The 16954-nt window shown below is 69.3% G+C and carries 20 protein-coding genes; 11 read left to right on the top strand and 9 right to left on the bottom strand.

Annotated features, from left to right (window positions below):
* Positions 1 to 55: 55 nt before the first annotated feature.
* From VIR15_RS01465 to VIR15_RS01445, 5 genes are read right to left on the bottom strand one after another with little or no spacing between them, the layout of a single operon-like run.
* On the bottom strand, positions 56 to 1507 hold the full coding sequence (locus tag VIR15_RS01465; RefSeq protein WP_331925694.1) for a pyridoxal phosphate-dependent decarboxylase family protein: 1452 nt from the start codon (positions 1505 to 1507) through the stop codon (positions 56 to 58).
* The gene (locus VIR15_RS01460; RefSeq protein ID WP_331925693.1) at positions 1504 to 2823 is read right to left on the bottom strand and encodes an MFS transporter; all 1320 of its coding nucleotides are present in this window, start codon (positions 2821 to 2823) and stop codon (positions 1504 to 1506) included. Before VIR15_RS01460 ends, VIR15_RS01465 begins: the two co-directional genes overlap by 4 nt.
* Before the next feature lie 9 nt (positions 2824 to 2832).
* Positions 2833 to 3321, bottom strand: coding sequence for a class I SAM-dependent methyltransferase (locus VIR15_RS01455; protein ID WP_331925692.1), 489 nt, complete (start codon positions 3319 to 3321; stop codon positions 2833 to 2835).
* A 13-nt stretch (positions 3322 to 3334) separates the two neighbouring features.
* Positions 3335 to 3853: a Fur family transcriptional regulator gene (locus VIR15_RS01450; RefSeq protein ID WP_331925691.1), complete on the bottom strand. Its 519-nt coding sequence runs from the start codon at positions 3851 to 3853 to the stop codon at positions 3335 to 3337.
* 7 nt (positions 3854 to 3860) lie between these two features.
* Positions 3861 to 4280: a VOC family protein gene (locus VIR15_RS01445; RefSeq protein WP_331925690.1), complete on the bottom strand. Its 420-nt coding sequence runs from the start codon at positions 4278 to 4280 to the stop codon at positions 3861 to 3863.
* A gap of 144 nt (positions 4281 to 4424) precedes the next feature.
* Here VIR15_RS01445 and tdh point away from each other — a divergent pair, with 144 nt between their 5' ends.
* From tdh to VIR15_RS01430, 3 genes are read left to right on the top strand one after another with little or no spacing between them, the layout of a single operon-like run.
* Entirely contained in the window at positions 4425 to 5462 is a 1038-nt protein-coding gene (tdh, locus tag VIR15_RS01440) for an L-threonine 3-dehydrogenase, zinc-binding type (RefSeq protein WP_331925689.1), read from the top strand.
* 4 nt (positions 5463 to 5466) lie between these two features.
* Complete coding sequence (locus VIR15_RS01435; protein ID WP_331925688.1) at positions 5467 to 6171, top strand: alpha/beta fold hydrolase; 705 nt, start codon at positions 5467 to 5469, stop codon at positions 6169 to 6171.
* Between the two features lie 8 nt (positions 6172 to 6179).
* Positions 6180 to 6563, top strand: a complete 384-nt coding sequence (locus VIR15_RS01430) for a YrdB family protein (protein WP_331925687.1) — start codon at positions 6180 to 6182, stop codon at positions 6561 to 6563.
* Positions 6564 to 6596: 33 nt separating this feature from the next.
* Here the strand turns inward: VIR15_RS01430 and VIR15_RS01425 are convergent, their stop codons facing one another.
* Both VIR15_RS01425 and VIR15_RS01420 read right to left on the bottom strand, forming a co-directional pair.
* On the bottom strand, positions 6597 to 7028 hold the full coding sequence (locus VIR15_RS01425) for a TIGR03668 family PPOX class F420-dependent oxidoreductase (RefSeq protein WP_331925686.1): 432 nt from the start codon (positions 7026 to 7028) through the stop codon (positions 6597 to 6599).
* A gap of 36 nt (positions 7029 to 7064) precedes the next feature.
* Positions 7065 to 7778 carry a hypothetical protein gene (locus VIR15_RS01420; RefSeq protein WP_331925685.1) on the bottom strand — a complete coding sequence of 238 codons (714 nt, stop codon included), beginning with the start codon at positions 7776 to 7778 and terminating at the stop codon, positions 7065 to 7067.
* Positions 7779 to 7916: 138 nt separating this feature from the next.
* Here VIR15_RS01420 and VIR15_RS01415 point away from each other — a divergent pair, with 138 nt between their 5' ends.
* The 6 genes from VIR15_RS01415 to VIR15_RS01390 all read left to right on the top strand — a co-directional run bounded on the left by VIR15_RS01415 (position 7917) and on the right by VIR15_RS01390 (position 12904).
* Positions 7917 to 8156 carry a hypothetical protein gene (locus VIR15_RS01415; RefSeq protein ID WP_331925684.1) on the top strand — a complete coding sequence of 80 codons (240 nt, stop codon included), beginning with the start codon at positions 7917 to 7919 and terminating at the stop codon, positions 8154 to 8156.
* 7 nt (positions 8157 to 8163) lie between these two features.
* Complete coding sequence (locus tag VIR15_RS01410) at positions 8164 to 8838, top strand: RNA polymerase sigma factor (RefSeq protein WP_331925683.1); 675 nt, start codon at positions 8164 to 8166, stop codon at positions 8836 to 8838.
* Positions 8835 to 9119 carry a hypothetical protein gene (locus tag VIR15_RS01405; RefSeq protein WP_331925682.1) on the top strand — a complete coding sequence of 95 codons (285 nt, stop codon included), beginning with the start codon at positions 8835 to 8837 and terminating at the stop codon, positions 9117 to 9119. Before VIR15_RS01410 ends, VIR15_RS01405 begins: the two co-directional genes overlap by 4 nt.
* Before the next feature lie 297 nt (positions 9120 to 9416).
* Positions 9417 to 10610 (top strand): glycine C-acetyltransferase, encoded by a 1194-nt coding sequence (gene kbl, locus VIR15_RS01400; RefSeq protein WP_331925681.1) that lies wholly within the window; start codon positions 9417 to 9419, stop codon positions 10608 to 10610.
* 9 nt (positions 10611 to 10619) lie between these two features.
* On the top strand, positions 10620 to 11702 hold the full coding sequence (locus VIR15_RS01395) for a tellurite resistance/C4-dicarboxylate transporter family protein (protein WP_331925680.1): 1083 nt from the start codon (positions 10620 to 10622) through the stop codon (positions 11700 to 11702).
* A 176-nt stretch (positions 11703 to 11878) separates the two neighbouring features.
* Entirely contained in the window at positions 11879 to 12904 is a 1026-nt protein-coding gene (locus VIR15_RS01390; protein WP_331925679.1) for a hypothetical protein, read from the top strand.
* 41 nt (positions 12905 to 12945) lie between these two features.
* Here the strand turns inward: VIR15_RS01390 and VIR15_RS01385 are convergent, their stop codons facing one another.
* Positions 12946 to 13386: a pyridoxamine 5'-phosphate oxidase family protein gene (locus tag VIR15_RS01385; RefSeq protein WP_331925678.1), complete on the bottom strand. Its 441-nt coding sequence runs from the start codon at positions 13384 to 13386 to the stop codon at positions 12946 to 12948.
* Positions 13387 to 13557: 171 nt separating this feature from the next.
* On the opposite strand from VIR15_RS01385, the gene VIR15_RS01380 reads away from it, so the two are divergent.
* Entirely contained in the window at positions 13558 to 15600 is a 2043-nt protein-coding gene (locus VIR15_RS01380) for an NAD(+) synthase (RefSeq protein ID WP_331925677.1), read from the top strand.
* Positions 15601 to 15625: 25 nt separating this feature from the next.
* Here VIR15_RS01380 and VIR15_RS01375 read toward each other — a convergent pair whose 3' ends face one another.
* Entirely contained in the window at positions 15626 to 16624 is a 999-nt protein-coding gene (locus tag VIR15_RS01375) for a hypothetical protein (RefSeq protein ID WP_331925676.1), read from the bottom strand.
* 146 nt (positions 16625 to 16770) lie between these two features.
* On the opposite strand from VIR15_RS01375, the gene VIR15_RS01370 reads away from it, so the two are divergent.
* On the top strand, positions 16771 to 16947 hold the full coding sequence (locus VIR15_RS01370) for a hypothetical protein (protein ID WP_331925675.1): 177 nt from the start codon (positions 16771 to 16773) through the stop codon (positions 16945 to 16947).
* Positions 16948 to 16954 lie beyond the last annotated feature (7 nt).

Genomic DNA, 16954 nt, shown 5'->3' with positions numbered 1-16954 from the left:
GGCAGCCGATGCCCGGGATCGACCTGCTCGTCTACCGCCTCGACCTGACCCAGCCCTAGACAGGCCCACCGGATGGGGTGGGGCGGGTCAGGCGGTCGAGGACGCCGAGGAGCAGCGCCTCGCGGAGCTCCGGTGGCAGGGCGTCGAGCAGCGCGTTGATGGGTGCCATCCGCTCCGGGAGGGCCAGCGCACCCGAGCCGTCGGCGAGCCCCGCGACGGCGAGCAGGCCCGCGAAGGTCTCCTCGTCGAGGTGTTCGGGATCGACGGAGCTGGCTGCGACGATGAGCTCCTCGGGCGGCGCCGTCGGACCCACTTCGACGGCGGCCGCGGTGGCTTCGGCGAGATCCGCGGCCAGGCGCGCGATGGAGTCGGCCGTGGCGGCGCTGAGGGTGAGGTGGAGCGTGGCCGGGAGGTCGCGGAACGACATCTGCGGCTGGGCGTACCACCCGCGAGCGGCCAGCTCGTCGGAGATGGTGAAGACATCGCACCTCCCATCGGCCGTCACCGCGAGGAGCGTCGAATCCGGCTCGGCGGCAACGGAAAGGTGCTCGATCCCCTCGACAGCGCGGGCGAGCTCGAGGGTCGCTGAGCGAGCGCGTCCTGCCAGGGTTGCATAACCGTCCGCGCCGATGTGGTTGACGACGGCCCAGGCGGCGGCGACCGGTCCGCCGGACTTCGTCGACTGCATCGTCGTGTTGAGCATGGTGTAGCCGGGCCACCGAGCAGACGCGAAGAGGTGGGTCCGGCGGAGGGCGGCCGAGCGGTGGAGCAGGATCGAGATGCCCTTCGGCGTGTAGGCGTACTTGTGCAGGTCGAGGGACACGCTCGTGACGCCCGCGACGGCGAAGGTCCACGGCTCCTGGTCCGGTTCGTCCGGTCGCAGGTGGGGCAGGACCCAGCCGCCGATGCAGGCGTCGACGTGGCACCGGACCCCCGCCGCCGCGGCAGCTGCTGCGATCGGACCGACGGGGTCGATGACGCCGTGCGCGTACGAGGGAGCGGAGGCCACCACGAGGACGGTGTCGTCGTCGATCGCCGCCCTCATGGCGTCCGGGTCCGCCCGCTTCGTCTCCGGGTCCACGTCGACGACGACCGGCTCGACACCGAAGTAGTGCCCCGCCTTGTGGAACGCGGCGTGTGCCGTCGTCGGCAGCACCATGCGTGGCGACCGGATCTCGGGACGGGCGTCCCGGGCCGCGAGCACGGCCAACAGGATGGACTCCGTCCCGCCAGATGTCGCCACGCCGGCGAAGCCCTCAGGTGCATCGACGAGCCGTCCGGCCATTGCGACGAGGTCGTTCTCCATCTGCAGCAGCGACGGGAAGGCAGTGGGGTCAAGGCCATTGGTCGACGAGAACGCGGCGAGGACCTCACGCCCGATCACGTCCGCGGATGCCACGCCCGAGTCGTAGACATAGGCCAGCGTCCGCCCACCGTGCGTCGGCAGGTCCCGCCCTCGCAGCGCATCGACCCGCGCCCTGATCTCGTCCAGGTCCATCGCGCTCATCGCGCGTCCTCCTTCCAGTCGGGGAAGCGGCGCAGGGACAGCAACGACAGAGCGACGAGCACAGCCGGCAGCGCGGAGAAGCCGATGACGATCGCACTCAGTGCTGAATCGCCCTGTACGACAGCCGACCCCGCGCTCGAGGACACGTAGCCTCCGAGAGCGAGCACAGCGGCATACAGCCCCGGTCCGAGAGCCAGCCCGAGCGTCTCTCCAGCTGTCCACACTCCTGTGTAGAGACCGATGCGGGTGCGCGCGTCGGCGCTGCGGCTCGCCACGTCGGGAAGCATCGCCATGGGGAACATCTGCGCCCCGGCGTAGCCGACGCCGACGAAGGCGACGCATGCATAGACAACACCGTGCGGCAGCGAGCGGGCAAAGATGAGGGCGAGGGCCCCGGCGCCGAGGAAGAGTGAGGCGATGAGGTAGCCGCTCTTCTTGCCGAACCGAGTGCCGTAGCGCTGCCACAGTGGCGTGACGAGCAGCGCCGGCGCGACGAAGCACACGAAGAGCAGGGTGGCGGACAACGGGGTGCCGAGTATCCAGCGGGACATGTAGTCGACCCCCGCGAGCATGGCGCCGGTGGCGAGGGCCTGCGCGATGAAGGTCGTCATCAGCAGCCGGAACGGCCGGTCCGACCTGACCACCCGCAGCTGGTCGCCGAAGGAGACCTCGGCCGGCGCCGCGTGCAGGGCCGGCGCGGATCGGGTGCCGCGCCAGGCGCCCCACGCGCCGAGCGCGATGAGCCCGCCGACGAAGACGCCGACGGCGCGATAGCCCCACTCGGGGCCCAGCGCATCCCGGATAGCCGGCGACGCGCCGCCGCTGACGAGGATGGCGAGCGCAAGGATCGCGACGCGCCACGTCATCAGGCGCGTTCGCTCGTCGTAGTCGTCGGTCATCTCCGCCGGCATGGCGACGTAAGGGACCTGGAAGAAGGAGTACGCCGTGGCGCACGCGAGGTACGCCACGGCCACCCACGCGGCACCGGCCCAGATCGGCGAGATCGGCCCGGCGAACAGGAGGACGAAGCACGCCGCCAGCAGCAGCCCAGCACGGATGAGGAACGGGCGGCGCTTCCCGTCGGGGTGCTGCGAGCGGTCACTGATCCGTCCGGCGATCGGGTTGAGGACCACGTCCCACGCCTTGGGGGCGAAGACGATGACGCCCGCGACCCCCGCGGCGATGCCGATGTGGTCGGTCAGGTAGGGCAGCAAGAGCAGGCCGGGCACCGTGCCGAATGCCCCGGTCGCCACCGAGCCGACGCCGTAGCCGCGGCGTACCGAGGGACTGAGCCCGGGCGTCGTCGCCGCAGTCATGTCCGCACCCTAGCGGGCGCGGGCGGTCACGCCGACGAGTCGCGGGTCGCGGATCGGCTCTATGCCGAGGAACCCGTGCCGGACCAGCCCAGCGGTCGCCGCGTCGACAATGCGCGTCGACTTCTGCGGGCCCCCACTGCCCCAGGCGAGCACGACGAGACCGCCCGGTTTGAGGACCCGGCGCAGGGCGGCGAGCTCCGCGTCGGCGGGGCCGGTCCAGAAGGCGTTGACGTTGAGCGCTAGCGCCCGGTCGAACGGGCCGCTCCCTGCTTGCAGGTCGGCGAGCTCCTCCGTCAGGATCTCGAGCCGGCCGGCGGCGAGGTGGTCGGTGTTGCGCTTGGCGTTGCGCCTGCCCGCGACCGACGAGCGGTCGAGGGCGACGAGCCGGCCGGACCCGAGCCGCCCGCAGATGAGCGCAGCCGACACGCCCGATCCGCCGCCGACCTCGAGGATCGCGTCGGCGGGCTGTGGGCCGAGGAGGTCGACCGCGGCGACCATCCGGGCCGGAACGCTAGGTGGGGACACAGTCGGCGCACCGCCCGAGCAGCGCCGCGTGGCTCGTGTCGAGCTCGAACCCGAGGTCGTCGCGCATGATGCGGGCTGCCTCGTCGAGGACTCCGGGGGGCGCGTCCTGCACTCGACCACAGACGACACACTGCACGTGGGTGTGGCCGTGGCCGTGTGGCTCGCTCACATCCGTGCCGTATGCCGCTGGGCTCACTCCCGGCGCCGCCTCGCTCGCGGGGGTGGCGAGGTGGTAGACCGTGCCGGTGCCGCCGAGGTGCACGTGGGTGAGGACTCCCGCGCCGGTCAGGGCGGTGAGGGTGCGATAGACCGTCGCTCGGTGGACCGACGGCTCCAGGGTCGCAACCCGCTCGCCGATGTGCTCCGCCGACAGGTGCTCCTCCGCCCGGTCGGCGGTGTCGATGACGCGGAGGACGGCCTGCCGGGCGGGCGTGATCCGTTCACCGAGCTCACGGAGCCGGCCCAGGGCCGCCTCCACCCGATCACCGTCGTGGTTCGCGTTCACCCCGCCATTATCCGGCGGCCGGGCCCTGCTGCAGGATTCGGATCGAGTTCCCGAAGGGGTCCCGAATGGCCATGTCGGTTCCATAGAAGTGCTCGGTGGGCTCCTGCGTGAAGTCTGTGACGCCGCGCTCGCGGAGCGTGCCAGCGAGAGCGTGAGCGTCGTCGGTGAGGAAGACGAGCCCGCCCAGAGCGCCCTTGCTGATGAGCTCGCGGATGCTCTCGGCCGTCGCTTCGTCGTGCAGCGGCGGACCGGGCTGTTCCAGTGAGATCTCCGTGGTTCGATCGCCTGGAACTCGCACGGTCAGCCAGCGATAGTCGCCCTGCCGCACGTCGTTGCCCTTCTCGAGCCCCAGCTTGGTGACATAGAAATCGAGCGCCTCGTCCTTGTCGAGGACGTAGATCGAGGCGACGTTCAGACTTGTGATCACGGCTTCCTCCTGCGTCGTTCGGAATGGGATGACTCGATCGTAGGAAGCCGTCCAGCTCGGACGCTTCTCCAAAACTGCTCGATCCTGCCAGCGGGTGTCCCGGCTCATGCGGGCGGAGACCTCGCGGGGTGGCAGACTGCGCACGTGCGTGCTCTCACCAAGCTGACCGCCGGTCCGGGACTCGAGCTCGTCGACCGACCTGAGCCGCAGTGTGGCCCGGCCGACGTGAAGATCCGCGTCCTGCGCGCTGGCCTCTGCGGCACCGATCTGCACCTGCACGACTGGGACGAGTGGGCCGCAGCCACGGTCCAGCCGCCGCTCGTCATCGGGCATGAGTTCTACGGCGAGGTCGTCGAGATCGGTGAGGACGTCGAGCACGTCCGGGTCGGCGACCGGGCGTCCGGTGAGGGCCACATCGTCTGTGGCGTCTGCCGCAACTGCCGCGCGGGCCGGCGCCACTTGTGCATCGGCACCGAGGGGATCGGGGTCAACCGGGACGGGGCCTTCGCCGACTACGTTGTCATCCCGGCGAGCAACGTCTGGGTGCAGCCGCGTGACCTCGACCCGGATCTCGGCGCGGTCTTCGACCCGCTCGGCAACGCCACGCACACGGCGCTCCAGTGGCCGATGGTGGGCGAGGACGTCGTCATCACCGGTGCCGGGCCCATCGGAGTCATGGCTGCGGCCATCGCCCGGCACGCGGGAGCCCGCTACGTCGTCGTGTCGGATACGAGCGACTACCGGCTGCGCCTCGCCGAAGCCGCCGGCGCCGACCTGACGGTCAACGTGACGCGGGAGAGCCTCGCCGACGCGCAGCGGCAACTCGGGATGAGGGAGGGCTTCGACATCGCGCTCGAGATGTCGGGCGCCGCGCCGGCCGTGAGCGACCTCATCACGAACATGAACCACGGCGGCCGCATCGCGCTGCTGGGCCTGCCTCATGAGGCCTACGAGCTGGACTGGGGCAAGGTCATCACCCACATGCTGACCCTCAAGGGCATCTACGGCCGGGAGATGTTCGACACCTGGTACGCCATGTCCCAGATGATCGCGACGTCGGAGCGCTTCCGGACGGCCGTGACCCAGGTGATCACCCACCGGTTCCCCGCCGAGCAGTGGGAGGAGGCCTTCGAGACCGCACGCTCCGGCCAGTGCGGCAAGGTCGTCCTCGATTGGAGTTGACCGTATGCCGCTGAGCTCGCCAGGTGCCGACGTGCCCTCGAGTGCTGGGTCGGGTTCGCCGGAGGCGCGCCCCCGGCCGCTCGTGCTGTTGCACGGCCTGGGCCAGGGCCCGATCGTCTGGCAGGACTTCGTGTCGGCCCTCGGTGCCGGGCGGCCGATGCACGCCCCGTGGATGGTTGGACTGCGGCCGAAGGACCCGGTGGGCTTCGACCTGGGTGCGGCAGCCGCGGGACTCGCGGACGAGCTTGAGCTGCAAGGAATTCGGCGAGCAGACGTGCTCGGGGTGTCGGTGGGAGCCTCGGTGGCCATGCGGCTGGCGGTCGAGCGGCCCGACCTGGTCGGCCGGCTCGTGCTGGCCGGGCCTATCGTGCGGCCCTCCGCGGGTGCTCTGCGGATGCAGAAGCTCGCCTTGCGGCTCATGCCGGAGGGCAAGCTCCTGGACCTGGGTGTCTCGCGGCCCCGGATGCTCGCGGTCTTCGACGCCCTGCGCACGTTCGACGGACGCGATGCGCTGTCCCGGATCGCCGCACCGACGCTCGTCGTCGTCGGCAGTCGTGACCGGGCCGGCCTCGTTGCGGCGCGGCAGGTTGTCGATGACGTCGCCGACGCGCGCCTGGAGACGATCGACGAGGGCAGCTCGCTCCTCAACGTCGACCGGCCTCGAGAGCTGGCCGAGCTGACCCGGGCCTTCCTCGACGGCAAGGGCTGAATCGCGCGATGGCACCCGAGAGCACCGTGCCGATGGAGGTCAATGCCAACGACGTCGTGGCCTTCCTCGTTGAGCTCGCAGCCCTGGCCCTCATCGGACTGTGGGGCTACCGGGCCGGCGGGCCGCTCTGGGCCAAGATCGCTCTCGCCATCGGCCTCATCCTGGTCGCGTCGGTCGCCTGGGGGTTGTTCGCGGCGCCCCGAGCCCGGTTCCGCGTTCCCTGGGTCACGCTCCTGGTCAAGGTTCTCGTGCTTGGTGCTGCGGTCGCGGCCGGTTTCACCATCCTGCCGCTGGTGTGGGCGGTGGTGTTCGCGGCTGTTGTCGTGCTGAACCTCGTGCTCATGTACGTCGGCCCGTTCGCCCGGTCGGGCCCCCAATCCCTGATCGAGTGAACGCAATTCGGGTTGGCTCGGCCCGATTCTTGTTCACTCGATTGGGTTGGGAGCGGCCGCCCAGGTCCGCCAGGTGTCGATCTCGATGCGGATGACTGGTCCGGCCGGGCGTTCGTCAGAGTACTGCGGGTACTTCGCCGCGAGGGCGTCGAGTGCGGACCATGTCTCCGGGTCAGTGCCGGCGCTGATGGTTGCATGGCCGTCAGCGCGGACCCACCAGAGCCTCCTCCAGTCGTCGTCGTAGTGGTCCACGAGGAGACTCACGCGCGCGTTGGTCTCGATGTTGGCCAGGCGCCTCAGCCTCCGGGTCGACTTGGGCTTGGAGTCGACGGCGGTCCACACGACGTCGCGGTCCGGCTCGAGGACGAACACGACCGGGACGAGGTGCGGGCCGCCGTCAGGGGCGACGGTGCCGAGTCGGGCCACCCGGGCGGCCGCGAAACGCCGACGCAGCTCGGAGTCCACCCGGCCACGCTAACGGCAAACCCGCAGGTCCGGGGCCTACCGGGTGAGCTTGGGGAACGCGCCGATGAGGCCGTTGCTCAGGACGTCAGCCATGCCGAGGATGTGCTCGTGGACGACGTCGTAGTCGGCGACGCTGGCCGCGTAGTCGCCCGCGAGCTCGTGTGCGGCCTCGGCCAGGGTCTGGTCGAGGTGCATCCGCATCTCGTCGCGCATCTCGGCCTGGGGCCAGAAGCGCGGGTTGGCCTGCGCGAGGAAGTCAGCGATGTCGTCGGAGTTGGCGTACCAGCGATCCTTCGCGTCCGCGAAGGCCGCCGTGTCGCCGTCCTTGGCCGCCTGGAGCAGCTCAACGGCGATGGTGATGTGGTCATGCAGCAGCGCCGTCAGGGCGTTCCCAGCCGACTCGCCGTAGAACGGCTTGATGGCATCACCGATGTCGACCTGGTTCTGGAGCAGTCGGGCCGCGGTGGGCCCGAAGCCGGGTTGTCCCTCCGCGGCGAAGGTGACGATCGCGAGACGCGTCCACGTCACGTGGTCCTCCCAGAGCTGGCGCATCTCGTCGTGGAGGGCCTGCTGTGCGGCCGTGCGAGGGCCTGCCGCGGCCTGGGCCCCGGCATGCACATGGGATGCCGTCGCCACGACGGGCTGGGCGTCCGCCCGTGGCAGGGTCCACGCGAAGAAGGCGCTGAGCAGCGCAACGAGCACGAGCGTCACGGTCCGCGTGACAGGCCCTCGGGCCGGGGTGGCTTCCATGGTTGGTCCTTCCGGTCGTCCCTGACGGGGGGTTCGTGTCCGTTCGCGCTGACGTCCTTACCGGCCACCCGGCAGCACACCGGACAACGGGGCAGCAGATGCGGTAAGACGGTGGGGTGCGACGTACACGAACTCCGTATGACCACGAACATCGCGCACCCCAGGCAGCCAGTGGGCGCGAGCCCTCCGTGTTGCGGCTCCGGGCCGCCGGTCGACGTCGTCGAGTGGAGGCGATGCCGGCTCGTGGAGGCCGGCTTCGACGAGGCGCTGGCGCGGCGAATTGCGGCGGACCCAGCCATGGACGTCCACGCCCTGCTCGACCTCGTCGACCGCGGCTGTCCACCGGAACTGGCCGTCCGGATCCTGGCGCCCGTGTGACTGCGCCATGATCCCGGCCAAGGTCCCGGACGGCGACCCGATCACGCTCGCACCCGACGAGACCGATGCCCCTGCCGAGCGTGACTGGCTCGCGACGCTCGCCTCGACCGGGCCGGATCGCGACGTCGCCCTGCGGGACCTGCACCGCCTCCTCGTGGGGGCTGCACGGCACCAGGTGTGGCGCATGCGCGGCCAGCTGCCCGCGCTCGGCCCGGAGTCCTTGGACGACCTCGCGAACTGCGCGGCGGATGACGCGCTGACGGTCCTGCTGAGCAAGATCGGCACGTTCCAGGGTCGGAGCCGCTTCACGACGTGGGCCTACAAGTTCGCCATCCTCCAGGCCGCGAACGAAGTTCGACGCCAAGCGTGGTCGGTCCGCGAGGTCGAGCTGCGGGACGACGCTCCTGACTCGAGGATTCCTGGGCCAGAGGCGATCGCCGAGGCCACGGACCTGGCCCGCGCGGTGCGGCTGGCCATGCACGTCGCCCTGACCGGCTACCAGCGCCGGATCGCCATCGCCGTGCTCGTCGACGAGGTGCCGATCGACGTCCTGGCAGACCGTCTGGGCACGACCCGCGGCGCGCTCTACAAGACGCTGCACGTGGCCCGGTCCCGGATCCGGGCACATCTCATCGCGAGCGGCCATCTTCAGCCGAATTCCATCTCTCGAGGCACATCATGAGCAACAACCGAAGCCCTCTCAGCGACGAGGCCGTCCGCGCCCTCACCCTGTCGACGGAGCCGTGGCTCTCCTGCGAGGACTGCTTCGAGCTCTCGGACGAGTTCGCCGAGCTGGTCCTGACCGATCCGGGAACGGCGGCGATGGCCCCGATGTTCGTCCACCTGCGCGCGTGCCCAGCCTGCGCTGAGGAGGCGGAGTCCCTCGTCGCCCTCGTGGCCGAGACCGCCGGAGTCGACGCCACCCCCGCCCTGGCCCGCCTCCACGCGGACCTCAGGGGCTGAACCGGACCGGACCCTTGAGACGGCCCGACGTCACCCGCGCGGGTGTCGGCGGGATTGTCGGAGGTGCGCCCGTGCGCTCTCACTCAGGCGCTCACCGACCCACGGAACGTCAGTGGAGCTCGAAGATCTCGCCCAATTTAGATGAATACCATTCCTGCACAATTGAACTCGAAACCACCTGCCCCTGCGCGCCACGTCGTGCATACTCAGCCGCGCAGCCAAGCCAACTCCTCGCGCGAAGCAAGCTCAGCGGCATACGCTGACGTCTGTCAAACGACCCACGGGCGAAGGACAGCGATGTACGGAACCGTCAAGGACGAGCTCGCAGCGACCCTGCAGGAGATCAAAGACGCCGGCCTCTACAAGAACGAGCGGGAGCTGACGTCGCCGCAGTCGGCGCATGTCACGACGCTCAAGGCGGACGCGCTGAACTTCTGCGCCAACAACTACCTCGGCCTGGCCGACGACCCCGGCGTCATCGACGCGTCGAAGAAGGCGCTCGACGAGTGGGGCTTCGGGATGGCGTCGGTGCGCTTCATCTGCGGCACCCAGACCCAGCACACGGCGCTCGAGCGCAAGATCTCCGACTTCCTCGGGACGGAGGCGACGATCCTCTACTCGTCGTGCTTCGACGCCAATGGTGGTGTCTTCGAGGTCCTCTTCGGGGAGCAGGACGCGATCATCAGCGATGAGCTCAACCACGCGTCGATCATCGACGGCGTCCGGCTGTCCAAGGCCATGCGCTACCGCTACAAGAACGCCGACATGGCCGATCTGCGGGCCCAGCTCGAGGCGGCCGATGCGGCGGGTGCCAAGCGCAAGGTGGTCGTCACGGACGGCGTGTTCTCGATGGACGGCTCCTATGCACCGCTCGACGAGATCTGCGACCTGGCTGACGAGTTCCGGGCGATGGTGCTCGTCGACGACTCGCATGCGGTCGGCTTCGTCGGCGAGGGTGGTCGCGGGACGCCGGAGCTGTTCGGTGTGCAGGACCGCGTCGACATCATCACCGGCACGCTGGGCAAGGCGCTCGGCGGGGCGTCCGGCGGTTACGTCGCCAGCCACCGGGAGGTCGTCGACCTGCTGCGCCAGCGCTCGCGCCCCTACCTGTTCTCCAACTCCGTGGCTCCTGCCGTCGTCGCGGGGTCGATGGCCGCGATCGACCTCATCGAGGCCTCCGGCGACAAGCGCGAGGTGCTCCGGCGCAACACCGAGCTCTTCGACCGGCTCATGCGCGAGGCGGGCTTCGACGTGCTGCCCGGCACGCACCCGATCCGCCCGATCATGTTCCCGGGGGAGGACGGCGCCCGGCGGGCCACCGAGATCGCCGACCACATGCTCGAGCACGGCGTCTATGTCATCGCGTTCAGCTTCCCCGTCGTGCCGCGCGGGAAGGCGCGCATCCGCGTCCAGCTCTCGGCGGCCCATTCGGAGGACGACGTCCGCGCGTGCGTGGACGCCTTCGTGGCGGCGCGCGACGCGGTGGGCTGAGCACGACCCATGAGCCGTATGCCGCTGGGCTCGCTCCCACGGACCGCGCCCGGTCGGGTGGGGGGCCTGGTCGAGAAGCTCACTCCGGGCTACTTCGCCCTCGTCATGGCCAGCGGCATCATCTCGGTCGGGTTGGAGCTGCGCGGTTTTCGCGTCCTCTCGTTCGCACTCTTTGCGGTGTGCATCGCTGCTTACGTGGTGTTGGTGGCGCTGAACCTGTGGCGCTTCGCCGCCTACCGGCACGCGATGGTCGACGACTTCAGGGATCCGAAGCGGGCCTTCGGCTTCTTCACCTTCGTCGCCGGCACGAACGTCCTCGGCACGCGGGCGGGGATTGAGGGCTGGTACACCCTGACGGCCTGGCTGCTCGTCGTCTCCTTTGCGGTGTGGCTCGTCCTGGGCTACGTCATCCCCTGGAGCGCCGTGCTCAGTCGATCCGAGCGGCCGGCCGTGGCGCTCGCGAACGGCACCTGGTTCATCTGGGTCGTCGCCTCGCAGTCCGTCGCCGTCTCGGCCGCCGGGCTCGAGGTCGTGTCCGCCGATGCACGGCCCTATCTGGCCATCCTCGCTGTCCTCTCGTGGTCCGTCGGGGTGTTCCTCTATGCGGCCTCGGCGATCATCGTCGCGCTGCGGATCATGCTGTACGAGCTGGACCCGAAGGACCTCGACCCGCCCTACTGGGTGTCGATGGGTGCGGTGGCGATCACCGTCGTGGCCGGCGCACGCATCGTCGAGATGGAGTCGGCGCCGATGGCGGACGCGGTGCGGGGACTGGTCGCAGGTCTCTCGGTCGTGTTCTGGGCCTTCGCGACGTGGCTCATCCCGGTGCTGGTCGCAGCAGGCGTGTGGCGGCACTACGTCCGCAAGGTGCCCATGACCTACGTCCCGACCCTGTGGAGCATCATCTTCCCGCTCGGGATGTACTCGGTGGCGGGAATCTACCTGGGGCGGGCGGACCGGCTGCCGATCGTCGAGGCCATCGGCTCGAACTGGCTGTGGGTTGCCCTCGCGGCATGGGTCATCGTGTTCGTGGCCATGGTCCGCAGCGTCAGCCGAGCCCTGCTCACCGACCGCCGCCGCCCCCGATCCTGATCGAAAGAACACCTTTCGGGCTTCAGTCTTGATCGAGTGAACAGCTTTCGGGCTTCAGTCTTGATCGAGTGAACAGCTTTCAGGGGCTATCCACATCGGTGCGACGTTCTCCGGGTTCTCCACAGGGGGATTGACACAGCCTTCCGGGACTGGCCGGGGCGGCCGACCCTCAGGACATGCCGGAGATGCTGCTGCCTGACCTGCTGCCAACCGCTCTTCGAGGTCGACCGTTCACCGTCGCAGAAGCCGTGGCCCTGGGCCTGTCACCCGACCTGCTGCGGTCGCCGCAGCTCGTCGCGCCTGCTTGGGGCGTTCGGAGTGACGTGGAGCCCAGCTCGCTCGGCGACAGGTGTCTGGCGCTTGGGACCGCCCTGCAGGACCGCTTCGCTTTCTCGCACCTCACCGCAGCCCGCCTCTACAACCTGCCGATCTCCGGTGCCATGGACGACGATGAGCGACTCCACGTGGTTCGAGACACTCTCGACGGCAGCACGCGTCGCCCCGGGGTGGCTGGTCACAGAGGGATCGAGGCCCGGCACGTGGACCACGTCAACGGAATCCCGGTGACCAGCCTCGCTGACACCTGGGTCGACATGGGGGAACTGATCGGTCCGGGCAAACCGGTCGGGCTCGATGACTTGATCGTCCTCGGCGACGCCATCGCGCTCCGTCTCGGCTCTGTGCAGCCGATGCGTGAGGCGCTCGAGAAACGGGTCCGCCCGCGGGGCAAACTCACGCTGCTCGAGGCGCTCGAGTGGATCCGGTACGGCGCGCAGTCGCCGGGCGAGACGCGGACCCGACTCGTCCTGGTTCGGGCCGGGCTGCCCGAACCAGCACTCAACCGACCGATCATCACTGCCGAACGGATCTGGCTGGGGCGGCCCGACCTGATGTGGCGTGATCAAAGGGTGCTCATCGAGTACCAAGGCGAAGAGTTCCACACGGAGAAGAAGGATCGGGCACGGGACGAGGCGCGGCACGCCGGGTTCCGTGATGACGACTGGGAGGTCGTCCTCGTGTGGAAGGACGGCATCAACTCAACCGACGCTCGCAGGGAGCTCGTCCTGCGCATCGCGGAACTGCTGGGGATCCCCAGGGAAGCGTTGACGCTGGACGAGTGCGAGCCCCGGTTCTTCAGCAGACGGATGCTCGAACTGGCTGAGATCCGGTCTCGACGACAGCGGGCGCGGCGCAGCGCATGAGTTCCGCCCGAAAGCTGTTCACTCGATCAGGGCGTGCCTCGCTACTGGCGAGGGATGTCGTGCAGCCAAGGGCGGCTGAGGTCGAACGAGCGGCCGGAGATCTCGTCGACCTCGATGGCAACGACCACGGACTTGGGGCTGGCCACCCAAGGTCGGATCGGGAGCTGCTCGATGATGTATCGGTCCTGGCCCTCGAGGATCGTGGCCCGGCCCCTGATGATGACGCTCGTCGCTCGCTCATCGACGACCTCGTCGACCTCGAACGCGACGTCCCTGTTCGCGGTCACGCCGAAGAGCTTGCTGCCCTCGCTCGTCATGAAGATGATCCGGTTGTCAGTGTCGACGGCGTAGTTGATCGGCGTGATGTGGACGTCCCCCACCAGGTGGAAGGCGAGCCGGCCGAACTCGCGCGCTCGGAGGAAGTCCCACGACTGCTCGGGGTGCAGGACGTGCATGGGCCCTTCATCGTCGAAGTCGTACATGTGAGCCTCCCTCGTTGGCGGGTACAACTCCCGAAACTCGGTACTACCTATCGTAGTAGGCGTTGTGGGATCCGCCCCCTGCCGTGCGAGGTGGATCACCGCAGTGCTCAGCAGCCTACTGAGCAGTGCGGCGTACCGAGCCTCGGCGCGTGAGTGGGATTGACTATGCCCATGGACTTCTACAGCTCCTACGCGCACGGGTTCGCCCGAGTGGCCGCCTGTACGCTCCCCGTCGCAGCCGCCAACCCGGCCCGCAACGCGGATGAGATCATCGAGCAGGCGCGGGCGTGCAGTGAGGAAGGGGTGGCCCTGGCCTCCTTCCCGGAGCTGTGCCTCACCGGGTACTCGATCGACGACCTCTTCCTCCAGGACCCCCTCCTCGACGCCACCGAGGAAGCGCTCGCACGGATCGTCGAGGCATCGGCCGACCTGCTGCCCGTCATCGTCGTAGGGGCTCCCCTCCTCAAGGGGTCACGCGTCTTCAACTGTGCGGTGGTCGTCCACCGCGGAGCCATCCTCGGGGTGGCCCCCAAGGCCTACCTGCCGACCTACCGCGAGTTCTACGAGGCGCGGTACTTCGCGTCCGGAGACGACCAGCGGGGCGAGACGATCGAGGTAGCCGGATGGAGCGTGCCGTTCGGCACTGACCTGCTGTTCCGGGCGACCGATCTCGAGAGCTTTGTCCTCGGGGTGGAGGTGTGCGAGGACATGTGGATCCCCGTGCCGCCGAGTGCGGAGGCAGCCCTTGCGGGCGCGACCGTCCTCGTCAACATCTCCGGCTCCCCCATCACCGTCGGTAGGGCCGAGGACCGGCACCTCCTCAGCCGCAGCGCCTCCTCCAGATGTCTGGCCGCCTATCTGTACTCGGCCGCAGGCGAGGGGGAGTCGACGACCGACCTGTCGTGGGACGGGCAGACGATGATCTACGAGCACGGCCAGCTGCTGGCCGAGACGGAGCGCTTCCCCGAGGGATCCCGCCGATCCGTCGCCGACATCGACCTCGACCTGCTCCGGCAGGAGCGGATGCGGATGGGCACCTTCGACGACAACCGGCGCACCCATGCAGAGCGCGTCTCGGACTTCCGGACCGTCGAGTTCGAGCTCGGTCCGCCGACCGGGGACATCGGGCTCAAGCGCAAGGTCGACCGTTTCCCGTTCGTGCCGGACGACGAGGACCGCCTCGCCCTGGACTGCTACGAGGCGTACAACATCCAGGTGTCAGGGCTCGAGCAGCGTCTCCGGGCGATCGGCCAGCCGAAGATCGTCATCGGCGTGTCGGGGGGCCTCGACTCGACGCACGCCCTCATCGTCGCGGCCAAGGCGATGGACCGGCTGCGGCGACCGCGCACCGACATCCTCGCCTTCACGATGCCGGGATTCGCCACGACGGCGCACACGAAGAACAATGCGATCCTGCTCATGGAGGCGCTGGGCGTCACGTGGGAGGAGCTCGACATCCGGCCGGCCGCGACGGAGATGCTGCGGGCGATGGGGCACCCGTTCGCGCGTGGTGAGGAGGTCTATGACGTGACCTTCGAGAACGTGCAGGCCGGGATGCGCACCGACTACCTCTTCCGCATCGCGAACCAGCGTGGCGGCATCGTCCTCGGCACCGGCGACCTGTCCGAGCTGGCCCTCGGGTGGTGCACCTACGGGGTCGGGGACCAGATGTCGCACTACGGGGTCAACGCCGGAGTTCCCAAGACCCTGATGCAGCACCTCATCCGCTGGGTCGTGTCGTCCGGTCAGTTCGAGGAGCACGTCGGGGAGACGCTGATGTCGATCCTCGCCACGGAGATCACGCCTGAGCTGATCCCGACCAAGGAGGGTGAGCAGCCGCAGTCCACCCAGGCCCAGATCGGGCCGTACTCGCTCCAGGACTTCAACCTCTACCACCTGCTGCGGTGGGGCTCTCGCCCCTCGAAGGTCGCCTTCCTGTCGTGGCACGCCTGGCACGACGCCGCGGCCGGCGACTGGCCCGGCGGCTACCCGGCAGCTGAACGCCTGTCCTACGACCTCGCCACGATCCGGCGCTGGCTGGAGGTGTTCCTGCGGCGCTACTTCGCCAACCAGTTCAAACGGTCGGCCCTGCCCAACGGGCCCAAGGTCGCGGCCGGTGGTTCGCTCTCGCCCCGGGGTGACTGGCGCATGCCATCGGACGTCTCCGCCGCGACCTGGCTCGACGAGCTCGACGCCAACGTCCCCGAGGGCTGAGGGTCACCCGCGTCTCACTCGTGGGTCACTCGTAGAGCACGTAGTCGACGGTCGGTTTGAGTGCGAGCACCTGGGCAGGCGTCATCAGCGGCCCGAACTCGCCGTCCTCCTCGAAGAAGAGCTTGAAGCCCACTCGCATGCCCTGGGGCAGCTTGGTGGTCAGCTTGTGCCACGTGTCCTCCTTCATGGCTCGGCTGCCGATGCCGTCGACCGACTTGATGAGGGCCACCCCCGTGCGGCTCTTGATGACCTCCTCGTTGCGGACGATGTTCGGGGCGAGCTCGTGGACGACGACGACCTTCTCGGGGAGCTGGTGATGAGCCACGAGTGAGCCGACCCACGCCGTGACCTCGTTGATCTCGCGACCGGTCGTGTGGCCGAAGACGCGCATCGGCACCTGACCCGGCTGCATCGCCCACTCCGGGTCGAGGGCCAGGCCCACGTCCGGCTGCTGCAGCCACTTCTCGTACGCCTTGACCTCGTCGAGGAAGGTGGCCCTGCCGGGCTGGATGCCGAGCAGGAGGATCGCCTTGTGTCGACGTGCGGCGGCGAGGTGTTCCTGAATCACCTTGTCGGACAAGCGGGTGCGCCACCTCCCGTCACGGCCTGCGGTTTCCTGCACGATGGTGCTCAGTAGCTCCAGCACGGGCTGTGGCGTACGGCCAGAGGCGAACGCGCCCGCGCGCTTCTCGAGCTCACCGATGCGGTCGTCGAGGTCGCCGACGCCGAGACGCCCGAGGGCGGGAGATCCAGGGGCGCCGGCGTAGCCGACGAGGCGGTAGTGGGGGAAGAGGGTCCGGCCGCCGCGAGGCAGCTCTGCGAGACGTGCTGTCGTCGTGCTGGGCGTCGCGGCCGTGGACGGGGTCCCTGTTGGCGTGGTACTCGCGGTCGGCGCCGCGGACGACGTTGGGCCCGCCGGGCTGCCGGTTGGCGCCAGCTCGGGCGCCTGACACGCTCCCAATCCGATCACCGCACCCACGACACCGGCGGCGCAGCACCGTAGTGCCCGCGTCGTCGAGTTCACGGGTCGCTCCCTCGGTTGACGTCACATCCAAACCCACCATAGGCCGTATGCCGCTGGGCGGGCTTCCGTGCGTCCGTGCACTGAGCACGTGCCTGGGACGGCGGGAGGACGCCTACCCGCGGCGGTCGTCTTGCTACGGTCGTGGAATGACTGAGCAGCCCGACGAGTCCTCGATCGCCCAGCGGGCCGAGCTCCTGCCGGAGGAGCAGGCGGCCGGCAGCGATGACGCCGAGGCGCAGGCGGAGGCGATCCTGGAGGAGTCGGACGAGCGGACAGAGCGGCCCGAGAAGACCCGCCGGGAGTCGACGCAGACGCCCGACTGATACGCGT

Origin of the sequence: Intrasporangium sp., from assembly GCF_036566125.1 — a bacterium.
Classification (GTDB): domain Bacteria; phylum Actinomycetota; class Actinomycetes; order Actinomycetales; family Dermatophilaceae; genus Intrasporangium.
This window is presented reverse-complemented; position numbering and strand designations above follow the sequence as displayed.